The organism is Candidatus Paceibacterota bacterium (genome assembly GCA_030583765.1).
Lineage (GTDB): Bacteria > Patescibacteriota > Minisyncoccia > 2-02-FULL-40-12 > GWA2-44-9.
The window spans coordinates 519,784-535,271 of the sequence record CP129474.1; the positions used below are offsets into that span (position 1 = coordinate 519,784).

Here is a 15,488-nt window from a genome sequence, read left to right on the forward strand (position 1 = left end):
ACTATGCAACAAGTCCGCGCACAACTCAACGGTGTCCGCCTCTCGCCTCGCAAGGTTCGAGCGGTTGCCGCATTAGTGAAGCGCCACACTGTTGTGTGGGCACTTGATCAGCTTGCGCACACCGTGCTTCGCCCAGCGCCAGTACTTGCAAAGCTTATTCGCTCAGCAAGTGCAAGCGCGGAGCACACGTACAAAGCCTCAGAGGAGCAGCTCTTCATTTCAGATATTATTGTGAATGAAGGCATGAAGCTGCGTCGCTGGCTGCCTCGTGCCCAGGGCCGTGCCACTGAATTGCAAAAGAAGACATCGCGCATCTGTGTCGTGCTTGAGATCCACAGTAAGGCGCCTGAAAAGGAGGCTGCTGCAAAGAAATCGACACGTCGCACGACGCGATCCGCAACGCCCGCTGCAACACAATCGTAATTATTATGGGACAAAAAGTTTCTCCAACAGGACTTCGCATCGGTATCATTCGTGATTGGGCATCGCGCTGGTTTGGCGGTGCTTCATATCAGAAGTATCTTGCCGATGATCTGCGTGTTCGTCGCTTTTTGGAAAAGCGTCTTCGCGGCATGGCTGTGGATCATATCGATATTGAGCGCAACACTGACACTATTACCGTCGTCATTGCTACTGCGCGCCCCGGGCTGGTGATCGGCCGAGGCGGAAGTGACGTTGAGAAGCTCAAGGATCAAATTCGAACTTTGGTGAAGCGAAAGCTCGCCGTTCGTATTGAAATCCAGGAAATTAAAAACCCAGAAGCGTCGGCTGCTGTTATGGCGGAATCCATTGCAGAGCAGATTGAAAAGCGTCTTCCATTCCGTCGTACGATGCGCATGACGCTTGCGAAAATCATTGCGAGCCGAGACGTTAAGGGTGCGAAAATTCAATTAGGTGGTCGTCTCGATGGCGCAGAAATTGCGCGCCTCGAGCACGTGGAGTCAGGTAACTTGCCGCTGCAGAGCTTGCGTGCAAATATTGACTTCGCTCGCGCGACTGCACATACCACATTCGGCACGATTGGTATTAAGGTTTGGATTTACAAGGGCGATACGTTTGAATAATTACTGAATATGTTGCAACCAAATCGCGTAAAACACACGAAGGTACACAAGGGGCGCAATCGCGTTGTTGCCACTCGTGGCGCCACATTGAGCTTTGGCACGTATGGCCTTAAGGCGATGGAGGCAACGTGGCTTACTGCAAGTCAGATTGAATCTGCTCGCCGTGCCATGGCTCGCCTTCTTGCTCGCGGTGGTAAGATTTGGACGCGCGTATTCCCTGATAAGCCACGCACTGCAAAGAGTTCAGAAGTTGGTATGGGTGGTGGCCGCGGAGCGCTGTCTCATTTCGTTGCTCCAGTGCAGGCCGGGCGAATGCTCTTTGAACTCGATGGTGTTTCAGAGACTGTTGCACGTCAGGCGTTTCGTCTTGCCGCGCACAAGCTTCCCATTAAGACGCGCGTCATTGTTCGCGTCGGACATTCTTCATAATTATTCTGTATGAAATACAAAGACCTTCACCAGAAATCAGTTGCAGAACTACACGCACTCGTGCGCGATCTTCGGGCGCAGGTCTTGGCATCTCGTTTTGAGGCTTCACAGGGCGCCCTCAAGCAGAATAGTAAATTGCGTACACTGCGCGTGCAGATTGCCCAGGCGCTCACGGCATTGAATGCAAAGCAACACACTGCCTAATTATTTTTTTCTATGACATCTTCTCAACCAACAAAAGGACGTCGCCTCACGGGAACTATCGTTTCCGATAAAATGGACAAGACAGTTGTCGTGGAGATCACGCGCTTGCGCAAGCATGCGGTGTATAAGAAGTATCAAAAAGTTTCGCAGCGCTTTCAGGCGCATGATGAGCAAGAGCAGTATAACGTTGGAGACCGCGTTATCATTCGCGAGACTCGTCCACTGTCCAAAAATAAGCGCTGGATTGTTGAGGGTAAGGCTGCGTAATACACACATATGCTTCAACTTCGCTCTATTGTTTCAGTAGCAGATAATACAGGCGCAAAACGCGTCGGTGTTTTCAAGGTGCTTGGCGGTTCTCGCCGTGCCTTTGCGCAGATCGGGGATATTGTAGTTGTATCCGTGAAGGTTGCCGAGCCACGCAAGTTGGTAAAGAAGAAGGACGTACTTCGTGCGGTTGTGGTGCGCCAGCGCAAGCCGTTTCGTCGCAAGGACGGCTCATACATTCGGTTTGATGACAACGCAGTGGTGATCCTTGATGGCGTAGAACCAAAAGGCGGTCGTATTTTTGGTCCTATCCCGCGAGAAATTAAAGAGCGTGGTTTTGCAACTATTGCATCTCTTGCGCAAGAGCTCGTCTAATTCTATTCATATGGCAACACACATGAAAATTCGAGTAGGCGATACGGTAACCATGCTGTCCGGAAAGGATCGCATGAAGACCGGCAAGGTGATACACGCATCTCCTGTTGATGGGAAGGTGCGCATTGAGGGCTTGAACACCGTTACGCGTTCTTTGCGCTCTCGCAAGCAGGGCCAAAAGGGGCAGAAGGTTTCGAGCGAGCGCTTTGTGTCCGTTTCAAGCGTCGCGCTTGTATGCCCATCGTGCAAGAAGCAGACGCGCGTTGGATACGAAATCACTGAAGTTTCTGGCAAAAAGCAGAAGCAGCGCGTCTGCAAAAAGTGTGGAAAGGCGCTTGCATAAAAGGTATTTCTCACGTATACTCCACCCGCTTCTATGACCCAACCATTACAGCAACACTATCAAAAGACAATTCTTCCTGCTCTGCAGAAAGAGTTTGGTATTGCAAATGTGATGGCGGTGCCGCGTATTCAAAAAGTAGTTATCAATACGGGCATCGGGCGCATGGTCAAAGATGGAGGCGCTATTGAGCGAGTCCAGCGTGACCTTACCGCTCTCTCCGGTCAGAAGCCGGTGATTCGCAAGGCAAAGAAGTCAATCGCTAGTTTCAAGTTGCGTGAGGGGATGCCCGTCGGCGTTTCGGTGACGCTTCGCGGCAAGCGTATGTATGACTTTCTGCACCGCCTCATTACATTGGCGCTTCCGATGTCGAAGGATTTTCGTGGCATCGACCCCAAAAACGTTGATGGCGCAGGCAATCTTAATCTTGGCATTAAGGAGCATACCATTTTCCCCGAAGTATCATATGAATCGGTAAAAGATATTTTTAGCCTACAGGTAACTGTTGTAACCACTGCACAAAATCGCGAGCGTGGTATCGCGCTTCTCAAGCAGATTGGAATTCCATTTAAATAAACGATATGCCAAAGAAATCAACCATTGCACGTACCGCAAAGCATACGCCTAAGTTCTCAACTCGGCGCGTGAATCGTTGCGTACTGTGTGGTCGCAAGCATGGATATTTGCGCGCATTTGGTCTGTGCCGCATTCACTTCCGTGAACTTGCACTCCAAGGATTTCTTCCGGGCGTTCGTAAATCGAGCTGGTAATACTTCATTATTATGGCAATGATCCACGATCCAATCTCAGACATGATCACACGCATTCGCAATGCGCTCGCTGTGCGTGCGACCCATGTACTTGTACCGGCATCTCGCATGAAGATGGGCATTGCGCGCGTTCTCCAAGAGGCGGGATACCTTACATCAGTTGAGCGACGTACGAAAAAAGTGCGTGCTACTGAGCACGAATTTATCGATATGGTATTTGCGCGCGATACTGATGGTAAGCCTATGATCAATGATATGCGCTTGGTGAGTAAGCCGTCGCGTCACCTGTATGCAAAGGCGCGCGAACTGCGCCCTGTGCAATCTGGGTTTGGCATCGCGGTACTTTCAACGCCAAAGGGCATCGTGTCATCGCGCACTGCTCGCAAAGAAGGTGTTGGTGGCGAAGTCTTGTTCGAAATTTGGTAATTTCCTCCTATGTCTAAAATCGGCAAACGACCAATTCACATTCCTCAAGGGGCATCCGTCACACTCGACGGCACTCTTTTGACCGTGAAAGGTCCAAAGGGGACAGCAACTCGCACTTTGTCGGGTATTATTGATGTTGCCGTTGATGGCGCGCTGATCCAACTGACGCCTCGCATTGATGCTCCTGTAGACGCAAAAACTCGCACTATTACTTGGGGTCTCGAGCGCGCCACCATCCAAAATATGTTGACTGGCGTGACCGCAGGTTTCACAAAGGCGCTTGAATTTAATGGGGTCGGCTACAAGGCAGTTCTTCAAGGAAAGAATCTTGAACTTAGTCTCGGATTCTCGCATACTATCCCATTTATAGCTCCCGAAGGCATTCAATTTTCAGTAGAAAAGAACGTGCTCACTATTAGCGGGACTGATAAGGAGACCGTGGGCCAAGTCGCTGCAGAAATCCGCTCACTAAAGAAGCCAGAACCGTATAAGGGTAGTGGCATTCGTTACCAGGGCGAAGTTATTAAGCAAAAGGCTGGTAAGAAGGCTATCGCATCAAGTTAATGCATTCTATGACACACGCCATTTCTAAAAACGCAGGTCGTATCCGTCGTCACGCACGTATCCGTGCGACGATTTCTGGCACCGCGGCTCGTCCTCGCGTGTGCGTCTTTAAGAGTAACTCATACACCTATGCGCAAGTGATTGATGACACAACGCGCAAGACGCTTTTCTCAGTGCACGATCATGAGCTAAAACCCGCTTCCGACGCTCCTGAAGGATCAGGCGCAAAGGTTGCAAAAGCATTTGCGATTGGTAAGGCGCTTGGCGAGAAGCTTAAGGCCGCAAAGATTTCAACGGTAGTATTCGACCGTGGTGGTTTCGCATATCATGGCCGCGTGCGCGCCGTGGCCGAAGGCTTGCGCAGCGCTGGAATCTCCGTATAATCACTAGACATTCTTAACTATGGACGAACAGACACCAGTACAACCAACTCCAGAGGTAACGCCAACGGCTCCGGCGGCTTCTGAGCCACAGCGCCACGGTCGTGGTGGTGGTCAGCGTTTTGGAAATCGTCGTCCAGGAGGTCGCCAAGGTCGTCGTCCTGCGCGTCCAATGGAGAAGCCAGAATATGAGCAAAAGACAATTGATCTTGCTCGTGTTGCTCGTGTCACAAAAGGTGGTAAGCGCTTCTCTTTCCGTGCAACGGTGGTTATCGGCGACGGCAAATCTCGTGTCGGTATCGGCATGGGCAAGGGCAAGGACGTCGCTCAATCGGTGCAGAAAGCATACAATCAGGCGAAGAAGCGCCTGGTGACGATTCTGACCGTTAATGGCACTATTCCTAACACCGTACAGGCAAACTTTCACGGCGCAACGGTTATTCTGAAGCCTGCGAAAGGTGGTGTGAAAGCGGGTGGCCCTGTGCGTGTTGTTGCAAAGCTCGCTGGTATTACGAGTTTGACCGGCAAGTTGATCGAGCGCACCAACAACAAAATCAATATTGCTATGGCGACAATCAAGGCACTTGGCATGTTGCGTGATCGCGCGCGTGACCGATTCGCGCGCGTGGCTCCGCCGTCTGCTTAATATTTTCTATGCAACGTCAATCTATCAAATCAGCATCTCGTAGCATCGGTAAGCGCGTTGGCCGTGGTGGCAAGCGTGGAACGACATCCGGTGGTGGCACTAAGGGACAAAAGGGTCGCGCTGGCGCAAGTGTGCGCCCGGGTTTCCGCGGCGGTGATAACCGCATCTGGCAATTGTTCCCAAAGCAACGTGGTGCAACAAAGAAGCATGGCAGTAAGCGTGTACACCGCAAGCATCGTCGCTATCAGATCATTGCGGGCAAGCCTGCAGTTATTAATGTCGCCGCGCTTAACGCATTCTCTGCAGGAGATTCGGTGACACTCGCAACATTAAAAGAGCGTCGTCTTGTAAGTGGCGCCGCAAAAGCAGCGAAGATTTTGGGCACTGGTGAGGTAAAGGTAAAAGTAACAGTTGAAGGCGTTGACGTGTCTGCGTCCGCGCGGGAGAAGATCACTGCCGCCGGCGGGACCGTTGCGTAACCTATTTGTTATGGATCGTATTCTGACCGCACTGAAGCGTCCGGAGCTCCGGAGCAAGATACTCTTTATTCTGGGTATCCTTGCATTGTCGCGCGTCCTCTCAACGATCCCTGTGCCTGCAATCGACGGCAGTCAGTTGAAGGAATTTTTTGCAAACAACCAATTCTTTGGTCTTATTAGCGCGTTCACGGGTGGTGGCCTCTCCAATCTTTCCATTGCCATGATCGGCTTGGGTGCATACATCACCGCGTCGATCATTATGCAGTTGATGACTATGATCTTTCCTTCGATGGAGCAGTTGTACAAACATGAAGGAGAGGCGGGTCGCGCAAAGTTCAATCAATATTCCCGCATGCTTGCAGTGCCACTCGGCGCTATCCAGGCATACGGATTTCTAACGCTCTTGGTGCGTCAGAGTGTTATCCCTGCGATGTCCGGGTTCGAATGGTTTAATGCCATCACTGTTGTGGTTGCGGGAAGTATGCTTCTTATGTGGCTTGGTGAGCTGATGACCGAAAAGAATCTCGGCAACGGTGTCTCGCTCTTGATTCTTGCGGGTATCGCTGCGAGCATTCCCACAACGCTCCGACAGGCAATTTTTACCTACACACCCGATCAACTCGTCACCTACATTGTCTTTGCAGTAATCTCGCTGGTTGTTATCGCCGGGGTCGTCTTTATCTCAGAGGCGCAGCGTAATATTCCAGTAACCTACGCGCGTCGCGTGCGCGGTTCCCGTGTATTCGGTGGGGTTTCCACGTATCTTCCTATGCGTGTGAATAACGCTGGTGTTATCCCGATTATCTTCGCACTCTCAATTCTTCTCTTCCCGGGCACGATCGCCACCTTCTTTGCGGGCTCGAGCATTACATTCCTTGCGAACGCGGCGCAATTCGTGCAGAACATTCTTGCGAGCAACCTGTGGTACAGCATATTCTACTTTGTGCTCGTGGTGCTCTTCACCTTCTTCTACACGGCAGTGACGTTTGATCCGAAGTCTATCTCTGAAAACATCCAGAAGCAGGGCGGCTACATTCCCGGCTTGCGTCCAGGTCCTATGACCGCGCAATTCCTCTCGTATCTGGTAAACCGCATCACGTTGGTCGGCGCACTCTTCCTTGGCGCAGTTGCTGTGCTCCCTAATGTGGTACAGGGCTTCACCGGCTTGACCGCCTTCTCCATTGGTGGAACAACTGTACTTATCGTGGTGTCAGTTGCGCTTGAGCTCATGAAACAGCTCGACGCTCAAGTCAGCATGTACGAATACTAGTAAAAACGAAGTAGAAAATTTCTCCCAAGGGCGCCCAAGCGGCGCTCTTGACTTTTACATAAATAAACTGGATAATGTATGCACCACGAGGAGGTGGGCATGGAGAGCTTTTTCACTGACATGGGCGAGGGCGATCGCGTGGTCGCGCACGTCGGGATGCACTCGATCGACATGAGCCCCGAAGGGCGACCGGATGTGGCCTTGTCGTTGCCGATCAACGACATCGGGTACGGGGAGAGCGCTGATGTGTTGGAGGAGTATATCCTCGCCATCAACGCTGCGCTGAAGCTGGCTCATCGTCGGCTTCGTCTCGAAAGGGTTTTCGACCACCATGGCGAAGAGGTCGTGTTCGAGGGCGAGGTTTCTTTCGAGGGGCTGGTCGAAGAGGAGGGTCGTCGGGAAGAGGAGAACCCGGAAGATCCTCTGTACGCGAAGAGATTCGTTTTCATCTTCGAGGCGCTCCCCAACCCGACGTTGCGGGATCGCCACATGATGCCCTAGTTGTGGGCTCGCCTACGCGCGTCGTTTCCTTCGGGAACCGGCGCGCTGTTCTTTTTTTATTTGGCGTGTACAATACGACTATGGAAAAACAGGCAATCATTCTCATTGGGCCACCGGGCGCAGGGAAGGGAACACAAGCTGAATTACTCGCCGATGATTTCGGTTTTTTTCACTTTGACACCTCGCAAATCATCGAAGAACGTTTTCGTACTGCGCCCGCCGATGATCCCGTGATCGCGCAAGCGAAGGCGAACTATGATGCGGGAAAACTCGTAGAGCCAGCACTCGTGGCAAGTTGGGTGATTGATAAAATCCGGGCGCTCGGCATTGGCGGCACCAGCATTGTATTTAGTGGTTCGTTCCGTACAAACACCGAAGCAGCTGAAGAGCTCCCCGTATTGCAAGAAGTGTATGGCGCCAAAAATGTGCACATTGTGAACATTGAAGTGGGAGAAGAAGAGTCGGTGAAGCGCAACTCGGGTCGTCGGGTGTGTAAGGTAAACCGTCACCCCATTCCCAACTTCCCGGAATTTGCGAATATCACTGCGTGCCCCAAAGATGGTAGTGAGATCGTGACGCGGAGTCTCGACGTTCCCGAAACTATTCGCGTGCGCTACGCAACATATCAAGAGCAAACGAAGCCCGTTGTCGCCTACTTTGAGGGGCAAGGGTATACGGTCATCCGCATCGATGGCGAACAACCCATTCGCAAGGTGCATGAAGATATCATGGAGCGTATTCACGAATTTTCACATCCGCAAAATATATGATCCTCAAAGAGCAAGATATTCAATTCATGCGTGAAGGTGGAAAAATACTCGCAACAATATTGCGAGAGCTTGCCGCGTCAGTGAAGCCCGGCATGCCCACGCAGGCATTAGAAGACATCGCCCGTGAGCGTATCGCAGCGCATGGGGTTACTTCATCTTTTTTGGGATATAACGGGTATCCCGCAACGCTCTGTGTGAGTGTGAATGAGGAAGCGGTGCATGCAGTGCCGGGAGGATACATCATCCAAGAGGGAGATCTGGTAAAGCTTGATTTCGGCGTGGTGCACCATGGCCTGCACACTGATAGCGCCGTGACCGTGATTGCCGGACTCACCGACGCACGAAAAAAAGAGTGGCAAGACCGCATCACGCTTTCGCGCGTAACGCGTGAGGCGCTCTATGCGGGCATTGCGCAAGCGCGTGCCGGAAACACGGTGGGGCACATCGGTGCTGCAATCCAAGCGCATGCAGAAAAAAATGGATTCACGGTTTTAAAAGATCTGGGTGGACACGGGATCGGTATGCGGTTGCATGAGGATCCTTTTGTGCCAAACCACGGCTCTGCGGGGGAGGGGGACACACTCGTAGCCGGCATGGCGCTTGCGATCGAACCTATTTTAACGACGGGCACACACAAGACAAAAGACGGAACCGATGGCTTTGCATACGTCACCAAAAACGGAGCGCTCTCTGCACATTTTGAACATACTATTATCGTCACGGAGGGGGCTCCTATCATCGTAACTGAGTAGTCCTAAGGGGTATTGACTTTATATACAAAGGTAGTATAATATACGCTCAGGAGGTGGCACTATGGCCACGATGATGCAGGTCGGTCTGGCGGAGTTCGGCGCGAACGTCCGCCCCATCGCGGAGCGCACCTTTCGGTGCCTCGTGCACAAGCGCGAGGTGACGTCTCGGGACGGTTTCGTCCTGAGCATCGGCAACATCCAGAAGGAGCTCGGACTGCCGGCGAAGCAGCTGCCGGCGATTCACCAGCTCAGCGGGTTCGTCGCCTGCTACGAGTGTCTCCCGAGTGTGAGGTCCTTCTACGGGGTGTCGTTCATGCCCCGCCTCGGGGACCAGCTCGCGCTGCTCGATCGGCACTTCAAGCTGGCGGCCCAGCAGGTGAGGGCGCGGCCGATCGCTCCGGCGACGGTCGTGCAGGGCACGACGACGGGGCGCACGGGGACGGCCATGCCCACGCTCCCTGCCGGCTACTTCGAGCGCCGGGGCCAGGCCCACAAGGGCCGGAAGTCCCGGGCCCAGAGGCGCGCGGAGGCGATGGCCAAGCGCGCGCGGCCGGCGGCCACCGCGGCCGTCGACAAGAAGGCCGCGAAGAAGGCCGCCAAGCAGGCGGCCAAGGCCAAGAACCAGAAGGGCAACGGTGGCAAGAAGCGCCACTAGCGGCCCACTTGCGGGGGTGTGTGCATACGGTGCACATACCCCCGCTTTTTCTTTGTTTTTCCATATAGGCATACACTATTGACCTCTGGAAGGCTCTTCTGATATACTCCCTAGTACCCAAAGATGATTACCTACCAGACAAGCGAAACCCTCAGCGGCTGACAGACCGTGTTCGCACGTCTGAAAAAGCCGCCTCAAGGCGGTTTCTGTGTCTCTAGGAGCATCACGCGGGTCGCTTCGCCCTAAGGGGCGAGACGAACCTCGCTCCATGATCCTTTGGTATCATGAGCGGGCAGTACGTTGACAACGTGGAACGGGAGCTGAACGAAAGTTCAGCTTTGTATTGTTCGCTTTATAAGAGACCTAGGACCTCGAGTCCTAGGTGGTACTTTGTGAAGGTGAAGGGTATATGGAGGATGCCTAGGCACGAATGAGCGATGAAGGACGTGGCGTAGCTGCGATAAGCTTCGGGGAGCCGTTGAGCGGGCTTTGATCCGGAGATTTCCGAACGGGGCAACCTAGTCGAGTAAACCTCGATTGCCTGTCTTCTGTAATGGGAGATGGGAGCGTACCTGGCGAAGTGAAACATCTCAGTAGCCAGAGGAACAGAAACCGAAGAGATTCCCTGAGTAGCGGCGAGCGAAACGGGAAGAGCCCAAACCTGACTGCATATCAGCAATGGTGTGCGTGCAGGGGTCATAGGGATAGTACACTTTCTCATTGAACGGACACGATCGTGCGCTCAATGAGGATAGGGAGTAAAAAATTCGAATTGTAGCAGAACGGCCTTGGAATAGCCGACCAGAGCGGGTGACAGTCCCGTATGCGAAACACTTCGAACTCTCGTATTGTTACCTGAGTAGCTCGGGATCAGAATGTCCTGAGTGAATTTGCCCATACTACTGGGTAAGGCTAAATATTATTCGTGACCGATAGTGAACTAGTACCGTGAGGGAAAGGTGAAAAGAACCCCGGAAGGGGAGTGAAATAGATACTGAAACCATATACCTACAAGGAGCGGGAGCCTGACCACCGTAAGGTGGGGCGGGTGACCGTGTGCCTATTGAAGAATGACCCAGCGAGTTTATGCGTGTTGCGATACTCTAAGTTCTGATGGAACGAAGGGGCAGGGAAACCGAGTGTGAATAACGCGACCATGCAGCACGTGTAAGACCCGAAGCCGGACGAGCTAACCATGAGCAGGGTGAAGGTCGCCGAAAGGCGACTGAAGGCCCGAACTGGTTGATAGCGCAATATCATCGGATGACTTGTGGTTTGGAGTGAAAAGCTTATCGAGTTCGGTAATAGCTGGTTCTCCCCGAAATGCCTTTAGGGGCAGCGTCACAGAGTAGCAGGGGGGGTAGAGCACTGAGTGGTGGGCCGCGCCCTTTTGGGTAGGTTTACCAAACAAACTCCGAATACCCCTGTGGAATCTGCGACAGTGAGACCGTGAGGGCAAAGCTTCACGGTCGCAAGGGAAACAGCCCAGACCGCAGCTTAAGGTCCCTAAATGTACGCTAAGTGTATAAAGGAGGTGTTACACCTTAGACAGGTAGGAGGTTGGCTTAGAAGCAGCCATCCTTTAAAGAGTGCGTAATAGCTCACTACTCGATGTGGCTTTTGCCACAAGGTGTGATGCGCCGAAAATTCATCGGGGCTAAGCGTACTACCGAAAGCGCGGATTTGTTTCAAATTTATTTGGGATGAGTGGTAGGGGAGCATTCTGAACCGCTGTGAAGCCTCTCTGTGAAGAGTGGTGGAGCGTTCAGAAGAGAGAATGCTGGGATGAGTAACCGCAAGTGGCGTGAAAACCGCCACCGCTGAAAGTCCAAGGTTTCCTCCGCGATGGCAATCAACGGAGGGTGAGGCGGCCCTAAGCATAACCTTGTCTACGGGCAAGGGATGGCGATGGACAGTCGATTAATATTTCGACCCCACGCACATATTCGAAGGGATAGACGAGGAAGATAAGATCTCGCATGCGATTGGATGTGATGTTGCTACTCCTAGAACGCCTGCCAGGCAAATCCGGCAGGGGCCGCAAGGCACGTTCGAGAGGGGCAAGACTGCCGCAAGGTGGGATGAGATCGAAGAGTCCTCCGAGAAAAATCTCTAAGGTTCGTATGTGCGTGTCCGTACCGCAAACCGACACAGGTGGACTAGTATCAGAGTACCAAAGCGAACGGGTGAGTGCTGGTTAAGGAACTCGGCAAAAAAGCGGCCGTAACTTCGGGATAAGGCCTGCCACGCGCAAGCGTGGCCGCAGCGAAAGACCCTCTGGCGACTGTTTATCAAAAACACAACTCCGTGCTAAGCCGAAAGGCGCTGTATACGGGGTGACGCTTGTCCGGTGCCGGAACGTTAACGGTGGAAGTGATATGGAGCAATCTGTATTGCGGACGCCCGAAGCGCCGGTGAACGACGGCGGTAACTATAACCGTCTAAAAGTAGCGAAATTCCTTGTGGGGTAAGTTCCCACGCGCATGAATAGCGTAACGACTGGAGGACTGTCTCAACCAGCAGCCCGGTGAAAATGCAATGTCGGTAAAGATGCCGACTACCCGCACTAAGACGGAAAGACCCCGGAAGCTTTACTGCAGCTTGGTATTGGTCTACGAGTTGTACTGCGTAGCATAGTGGGGAGGCTTTGAAGGTTTACTCTCGGGTGAACTGGAGCCGACAGTGAAATACCCATCTGTACGATTTGTAGCTCTAACTGGTGGAGCCCTATAAGGTTCTACAAGCAAGAGCATGTAGTATGTTTCCATTGAAGGTGAAGAAGTGATTATTGCTTGTATCTTTATAGGGTTCCATCAAGACAGTGCCTGGCAGGCAGTTTTGGTGGGGCACTAGCCTCCTAAAAAGTAATGGAGGCGTTCATCAAGGTTGGCTAGCTCCGGATGGACATCGGAGCGATAGTGTAAAGGCAAAAGCCAGCTTAACTGCAACACGGATGTGTGGCGCAGATGCGAAAGCAGGACCTAGTGAACCGACACTTGCTCGTAGGAGCGGTGAAGATCAACAGATAAAAGCTACTCCGGGGATAACAGGCTGGTCTTGCCCGAGCGTTCACAGCGACGGCAAGGTTCGGCACCTCGATGTCGGCTCGCCCTATCCTGGGACTGAAGAAGGCCCCAAGGGTTTGGCTGTTCGCCAATTAAAAGGGTACGTGAGCTGGGTTCAGACCGTCGTGAGACAGGTTGGTTCATATCTGGTGTGGGCGTAGATACTTGAGGGGGGTTGTTCCTAGTACGAGAGGACCGGAATGAACGGATCTCTGGTGTACCAGCTGTCCTGCCAAGGGCAACGCTGGGTAGCTATATCCGGTACTGATAAGCGCTGAAAGCATCTAAGCGCGAAGCAGGCCCCAAGATGAGGTATCGTTGAGATCCCTTGTAGACTACAAGGTTGATAGGGTTCAGGTGTACGCACCGAGAGGTGTTGAGCCGAGAACTCCTAATGGATCGAATCTTCGCAAAAGACCACTGGTCTCTTATAAAACAAACAACACAAAACCGTTCCACGTAGCGTAAAAACGCTAGAAACTTGGCAGCTATACTGTAGGTGTCCCACCTGATCCCATTCCGAACTCAGAAGTGAAATCCTGCAAGGCCCATGATAGTCGGACTCTTCCGGCGAAAGTAGGTAGCTGCCAGATTTCTGGCGTTTTTATGTTGGTGAGGTATACTTGCAGATATGTCTCGCCATCTCAAGCGGGCCCTTATTCTTGGTGTGTATGCTCTCTTATTCGGGGGCATAGGTTTTGGTATTCGTGCCCTCAATACTGAAAATCCAACATGCACGGACGGTATTCGTAATGGCGCTGAAGACGGCGTTGATTGCGGGGTTGTTTGTGGCAAGTTGTGCGATCCAGTGATTCAACCGATCGTCGCTGAGCCGGCGACGCTTATTCCTGCAGATGGCGGATATGATGTGCTTATTTCGTTTGAAAATGCGAACGACGTGTACGGTGCTGAGCGCATTGAATATGATGTCGCGCTCACATCCGCCGATGGAAGTCTCGTGGACACCATTTCTGGCGTAGCCTATGGCTTGCCGCGTCAGACGTTTTTAGTGGCGCACCATATCGACGGCGCTCTCACTGATCGTCCCGTTGCATCCGTGACTATTCGAGAAGTGACATGGCGTAAGGTGCGACCTCAAGAGGTAGGAATTGATGTGCAGGTGCGAGATGAATCGCTTGCCATCGATCCTCGTCCGGGAGCGGCGGTGGAGGCGCGGGGCGTGGTGCGCAATGCGTCGCCTTATCAGCTTGACCGTGTTGATGTTGTCGTGCTGCTCTATGATGCTACGGAAACCTTAGTAGGCGCCGGTAGCACTAATATCCGTACCTTAGGCAGTGGATCAGAGCGTCTTTTCACGGTGACTTGGCGCGAATCACTTTCGCGTATGCCCGTGCGCATGCGCACATTCCTTGCCACGAATGCTCTCGCGAACGATGCTTTTCTCCAAACGTATGACACCTCGCCTGAACGTTTCCAAATTCCTTACTAGCATTGTTCGTTCTTGGATAAGCCCTCTTGATGCGCCACTTACTATGGCATTGCTTGCGATTGGGGTCTTAAGTATTGTTTCTATGGCGGGGATTGTAGGTACTGAGAGCGCGTTTTTTACACGCCACGTTTTATTTTGGGGCCTTGGTATGAGCGTCATGGTACTGCTGTCCTGGATCAATTGGCGCTATTTAAAAAACCACTCAGCTCCTGTGCTGATGGTGTATGGGGCGTGCGTCGTTTTACTACTGCTCGCCTTGTTGTTCCCAGCTGTTCGTGGTTCGAGTGCCTGGATTGCGCTCGGGCCGCTTACATTTGAGCCATCGGAGCTTATGAAAGTTGCACTCGTAGTGCTTATGGCAAAATATCTTTCTCAGCGCCATATCTATCTCCATGACGTACGATATATTATTGGTGCGGGTGTGTATATCGCGATTCCGTTGGGATTGATATTACTCCAACCGGACTTGGGGTCGGGCGTCATTCTTGCGTCGGCGTGGTTTATTATGCTATTGGCGGCAGGGATTCGAAAAGACCACCTCTTTTTATTCAGTGCGCTCATGGCGATCGGGGCATATGCCGCGTGGCTTTTTGTACTCGCGCCTTATCAGAAGGAGCGCATTTTGGCATTCGTGAACCCATACGCCGATCCTCAAGGATACGGGTATAATATTATTCAGTCTAAGATCGCGTTGGGCTCTGGCGGGCTTCTGGGGAAAGGATGGGGCGAGGGGACTCAAGCAACGCTCGGGTTCCTTCCCGAAGCGTACAATGACTTTGTTTTCTCTGCTATTGGAGAGCAATTTGGTCTTATTGGCCTCCTGATACTATTAGCGCTTATCAGTATTGTATTGTTGCGCATTCTAAACATCGGTGAGCGAGCGCAGCATAATTTTGTGCGCCTCTTTACCGTTGGTTTTGTTGCTGTTATAGGTATGCATGTTTTCATCGGCGCAGGAGTGAATGTCGGTCTTCTGCCGGTGACGGGCATTCCCCTTACATTCCTCAGTTACGGAGGGAGTCACATGCTCTCCATGATGATTGGCCTTGGCCTTGTACAGAGCATGAAGCGCTATTCATAG

At 52.4% G+C, this 15,488-nt stretch carries 21 protein-coding genes and 2 rRNA genes; all 23 read left to right on the plus strand.

Annotated elements, in window-relative coordinates; translation table 11 throughout:
* Nucleotides 1–3: 3 nt before the first annotated feature.
* The 23 genes from rplV (at nt 4) to QY311_02930 (ending at nt 15,488) form a co-directional block, all read left to right on the plus strand.
* A complete protein-coding gene (rplV, locus tag QY311_02820) occupies nt 4–423 on the plus strand; it encodes a 50S ribosomal protein L22 (protein WKZ27040.1) in 420 nt (139 codons plus the stop codon).
* 5 nt (nt 424–428) lie between these two features.
* Nucleotides 429–1,064, plus strand: a complete 636-nt coding sequence (gene rpsC / locus QY311_02825) for a 30S ribosomal protein S3 (protein WKZ27041.1) — start codon at nt 429–431, stop codon at nt 1,062–1,064.
* Between the two features lie 9 nt (nt 1,065–1,073).
* Nucleotides 1,074–1,493, plus strand: a complete 420-nt coding sequence (rplP, locus tag QY311_02830; GenBank protein ID WKZ27042.1) for a 50S ribosomal protein L16 — start codon at nt 1,074–1,076, stop codon at nt 1,491–1,493.
* A gap of 9 nt (nt 1,494–1,502) precedes the next feature.
* Nucleotides 1,503–1,697: a 50S ribosomal protein L29 gene (gene rpmC / locus QY311_02835; protein WKZ27043.1), complete on the plus strand. Its 195-nt coding sequence runs from the start codon at nt 1,503–1,505 to the stop codon at nt 1,695–1,697.
* Between the two features lie 12 nt (nt 1,698–1,709).
* Nucleotides 1,710–1,964 carry a 30S ribosomal protein S17 gene (gene rpsQ / locus QY311_02840; protein WKZ27044.1) on the plus strand — a complete coding sequence of 85 codons (255 nt, stop codon included), beginning with the start codon at nt 1,710–1,712 and terminating at the stop codon, nt 1,962–1,964.
* A gap of 9 nt (nt 1,965–1,973) precedes the next feature.
* Nucleotides 1,974–2,339 (plus strand): 50S ribosomal protein L14, encoded by a 366-nt coding sequence (gene rplN, locus QY311_02845; protein WKZ27045.1) that lies wholly within the window; start codon nt 1,974–1,976, stop codon nt 2,337–2,339.
* Between the two features lie 10 nt (nt 2,340–2,349).
* Nucleotides 2,350–2,682, plus strand: coding sequence for a 50S ribosomal protein L24 (gene rplX, locus QY311_02850; protein ID WKZ27046.1), 333 nt, complete (start codon nt 2,350–2,352; stop codon nt 2,680–2,682).
* Nucleotides 2,683–2,715: 33 nt separating this feature from the next.
* Nucleotides 2,716–3,255, plus strand: coding sequence for a 50S ribosomal protein L5 (rplE, locus tag QY311_02855; GenBank protein ID WKZ27047.1), 540 nt, complete (start codon nt 2,716–2,718; stop codon nt 3,253–3,255).
* A gap of 5 nt (nt 3,256–3,260) precedes the next feature.
* Nucleotides 3,261–3,449, plus strand: coding sequence for a type Z 30S ribosomal protein S14 (locus tag QY311_02860; GenBank protein ID WKZ27048.1), 189 nt, complete (start codon nt 3,261–3,263; stop codon nt 3,447–3,449).
* Nucleotides 3,450–3,461: 12 nt separating this feature from the next.
* A complete protein-coding gene (rpsH, locus tag QY311_02865) occupies nt 3,462–3,875 on the plus strand; it encodes a 30S ribosomal protein S8 (GenBank protein WKZ27049.1) in 414 nt (137 codons plus the stop codon).
* 9 nt (nt 3,876–3,884) lie between these two features.
* On the plus strand, nt 3,885–4,439 hold the full coding sequence (rplF, locus tag QY311_02870; protein WKZ27050.1) for a 50S ribosomal protein L6: 555 nt from the start codon (nt 3,885–3,887) through the stop codon (nt 4,437–4,439).
* An 8-nt stretch (nt 4,440–4,447) separates the two neighbouring features.
* The gene (rplR, locus tag QY311_02875) at nt 4,448–4,822 is read left to right on the plus strand and encodes a 50S ribosomal protein L18 (protein WKZ27051.1); all 375 of its coding nucleotides are present in this window, start codon (nt 4,448–4,450) and stop codon (nt 4,820–4,822) included.
* A 19-nt stretch (nt 4,823–4,841) separates the two neighbouring features.
* Nucleotides 4,842–5,465: a 30S ribosomal protein S5 gene (locus QY311_02880; GenBank protein WKZ27052.1), complete on the plus strand. Its 624-nt coding sequence runs from the start codon at nt 4,842–4,844 to the stop codon at nt 5,463–5,465.
* An 8-nt stretch (nt 5,466–5,473) separates the two neighbouring features.
* A complete protein-coding gene (locus tag QY311_02885; GenBank protein ID WKZ27053.1) occupies nt 5,474–5,944 on the plus strand; it encodes an uL15 family ribosomal protein in 471 nt (156 codons plus the stop codon).
* A gap of 10 nt (nt 5,945–5,954) precedes the next feature.
* A complete protein-coding gene (secY, locus tag QY311_02890) occupies nt 5,955–7,214 on the plus strand; it encodes a preprotein translocase subunit SecY (GenBank protein ID WKZ27054.1) in 1,260 nt (419 codons plus the stop codon).
* A 78-nt stretch (nt 7,215–7,292) separates the two neighbouring features.
* The gene (locus QY311_02895; protein ID WKZ27055.1) at nt 7,293–7,715 is read left to right on the plus strand and encodes a hypothetical protein; all 423 of its coding nucleotides are present in this window, start codon (nt 7,293–7,295) and stop codon (nt 7,713–7,715) included.
* Nucleotides 7,716–7,795: 80 nt separating this feature from the next.
* Nucleotides 7,796–8,485 carry a nucleoside monophosphate kinase gene (locus QY311_02900; protein WKZ27056.1) on the plus strand — a complete coding sequence of 230 codons (690 nt, stop codon included), beginning with the start codon at nt 7,796–7,798 and terminating at the stop codon, nt 8,483–8,485.
* Complete coding sequence (gene map, locus QY311_02905) at nt 8,482–9,237, plus strand: type I methionyl aminopeptidase (protein WKZ27057.1); 756 nt, start codon at nt 8,482–8,484, stop codon at nt 9,235–9,237. The genes QY311_02900 and map overlap by 4 nt, the downstream gene beginning before the upstream one ends.
* A 61-nt stretch (nt 9,238–9,298) precedes the next feature.
* Nucleotides 9,299–9,892 (plus strand): hypothetical protein, encoded by a 594-nt coding sequence (locus tag QY311_02910; GenBank protein WKZ27058.1) that lies wholly within the window; start codon nt 9,299–9,301, stop codon nt 9,890–9,892.
* 389 nt (nt 9,893–10,281) lie between these two features.
* Nucleotides 10,282–13,373, plus strand: a 23S ribosomal RNA gene (locus tag QY311_02915).
* A 64-nt stretch (nt 13,374–13,437) separates the two neighbouring features.
* Nucleotides 13,438–13,550, plus strand: a 5S ribosomal RNA gene (gene rrf, locus QY311_02920).
* Nucleotides 13,551–13,588: 38 nt separating this feature from the next.
* Nucleotides 13,589–14,407 (plus strand): FxLYD domain-containing protein, encoded by an 819-nt coding sequence (locus QY311_02925; GenBank protein WKZ27059.1) that lies wholly within the window; start codon nt 13,589–13,591, stop codon nt 14,405–14,407.
* Between the two features lie 43 nt (nt 14,408–14,450).
* The gene (locus QY311_02930) at nt 14,451–15,488 is read left to right on the plus strand and encodes an FtsW/RodA/SpoVE family cell cycle protein (protein WKZ27060.1); all 1,038 of its coding nucleotides are present in this window, start codon (nt 14,451–14,453) and stop codon (nt 15,486–15,488) included.

What these genes read in the sequence shown, in the direction of transcription:
- secY (WKZ27054.1), top strand. Translation starts at nt 5,955, where the DNA reads ATGGATCGTATTCTGACCGCACTGAAGCGTCCGGAGCTCCGGAGCAAG.
- rplV (WKZ27040.1), top strand. Translation starts at nt 4, where the DNA reads ATGCAACAAGTCCGCGCACAACTCAACGGTGTCCGCCTCTCGCCTCGC.
- rplN (WKZ27045.1), top strand. Translation starts at nt 1,974, where the DNA reads ATGCTTCAACTTCGCTCTATTGTTTCAGTAGCAGATAATACAGGCGCA.
- QY311_02880 (WKZ27052.1), top strand. Translation starts at nt 4,842, where the DNA reads ATGGACGAACAGACACCAGTACAACCAACTCCAGAGGTAACGCCAACG.
- rplP (WKZ27042.1), top strand. Translation starts at nt 1,074, where the DNA reads ATGTTGCAACCAAATCGCGTAAAACACACGAAGGTACACAAGGGGCGC.
- rpmC (WKZ27043.1), top strand. Translation starts at nt 1,503, where the DNA reads ATGAAATACAAAGACCTTCACCAGAAATCAGTTGCAGAACTACACGCA.
- QY311_02860 (WKZ27048.1), top strand. Translation starts at nt 3,261, where the DNA reads ATGCCAAAGAAATCAACCATTGCACGTACCGCAAAGCATACGCCTAAG.
- rpsQ (WKZ27044.1), top strand. Translation starts at nt 1,710, where the DNA reads ATGACATCTTCTCAACCAACAAAAGGACGTCGCCTCACGGGAACTATC.
- map (WKZ27057.1), top strand. Translation starts at nt 8,482, where the DNA reads ATGATCCTCAAAGAGCAAGATATTCAATTCATGCGTGAAGGTGGAAAA.
- rpsC (WKZ27041.1), top strand. Translation starts at nt 429, where the DNA reads ATGGGACAAAAAGTTTCTCCAACAGGACTTCGCATCGGTATCATTCGT.
- QY311_02910 (WKZ27058.1), top strand. Translation starts at nt 9,299, where the DNA reads ATGGCCACGATGATGCAGGTCGGTCTGGCGGAGTTCGGCGCGAACGTC.
- QY311_02930 (WKZ27060.1), top strand. Translation starts at nt 14,451, where the DNA reads ATGGCATTGCTTGCGATTGGGGTCTTAAGTATTGTTTCTATGGCGGGG.
- QY311_02925 (WKZ27059.1), top strand. Translation starts at nt 13,589, where the DNA reads ATGTCTCGCCATCTCAAGCGGGCCCTTATTCTTGGTGTGTATGCTCTC.
- rplX (WKZ27046.1), top strand. Translation starts at nt 2,350, where the DNA reads ATGGCAACACACATGAAAATTCGAGTAGGCGATACGGTAACCATGCTG.
- rplR (WKZ27051.1), top strand. Translation starts at nt 4,448, where the DNA reads ATGACACACGCCATTTCTAAAAACGCAGGTCGTATCCGTCGTCACGCA.
- rplE (WKZ27047.1), top strand. Translation starts at nt 2,716, where the DNA reads ATGACCCAACCATTACAGCAACACTATCAAAAGACAATTCTTCCTGCT.
- QY311_02900 (WKZ27056.1), top strand. Translation starts at nt 7,796, where the DNA reads ATGGAAAAACAGGCAATCATTCTCATTGGGCCACCGGGCGCAGGGAAG.
- rpsH (WKZ27049.1), top strand. Translation starts at nt 3,462, where the DNA reads ATGGCAATGATCCACGATCCAATCTCAGACATGATCACACGCATTCGC.
- QY311_02885 (WKZ27053.1), top strand. Translation starts at nt 5,474, where the DNA reads ATGCAACGTCAATCTATCAAATCAGCATCTCGTAGCATCGGTAAGCGC.
- QY311_02895 (WKZ27055.1), top strand. Translation starts at nt 7,293, where the DNA reads ATGCACCACGAGGAGGTGGGCATGGAGAGCTTTTTCACTGACATGGGC.
- rplF (WKZ27050.1), top strand. Translation starts at nt 3,885, where the DNA reads ATGTCTAAAATCGGCAAACGACCAATTCACATTCCTCAAGGGGCATCC.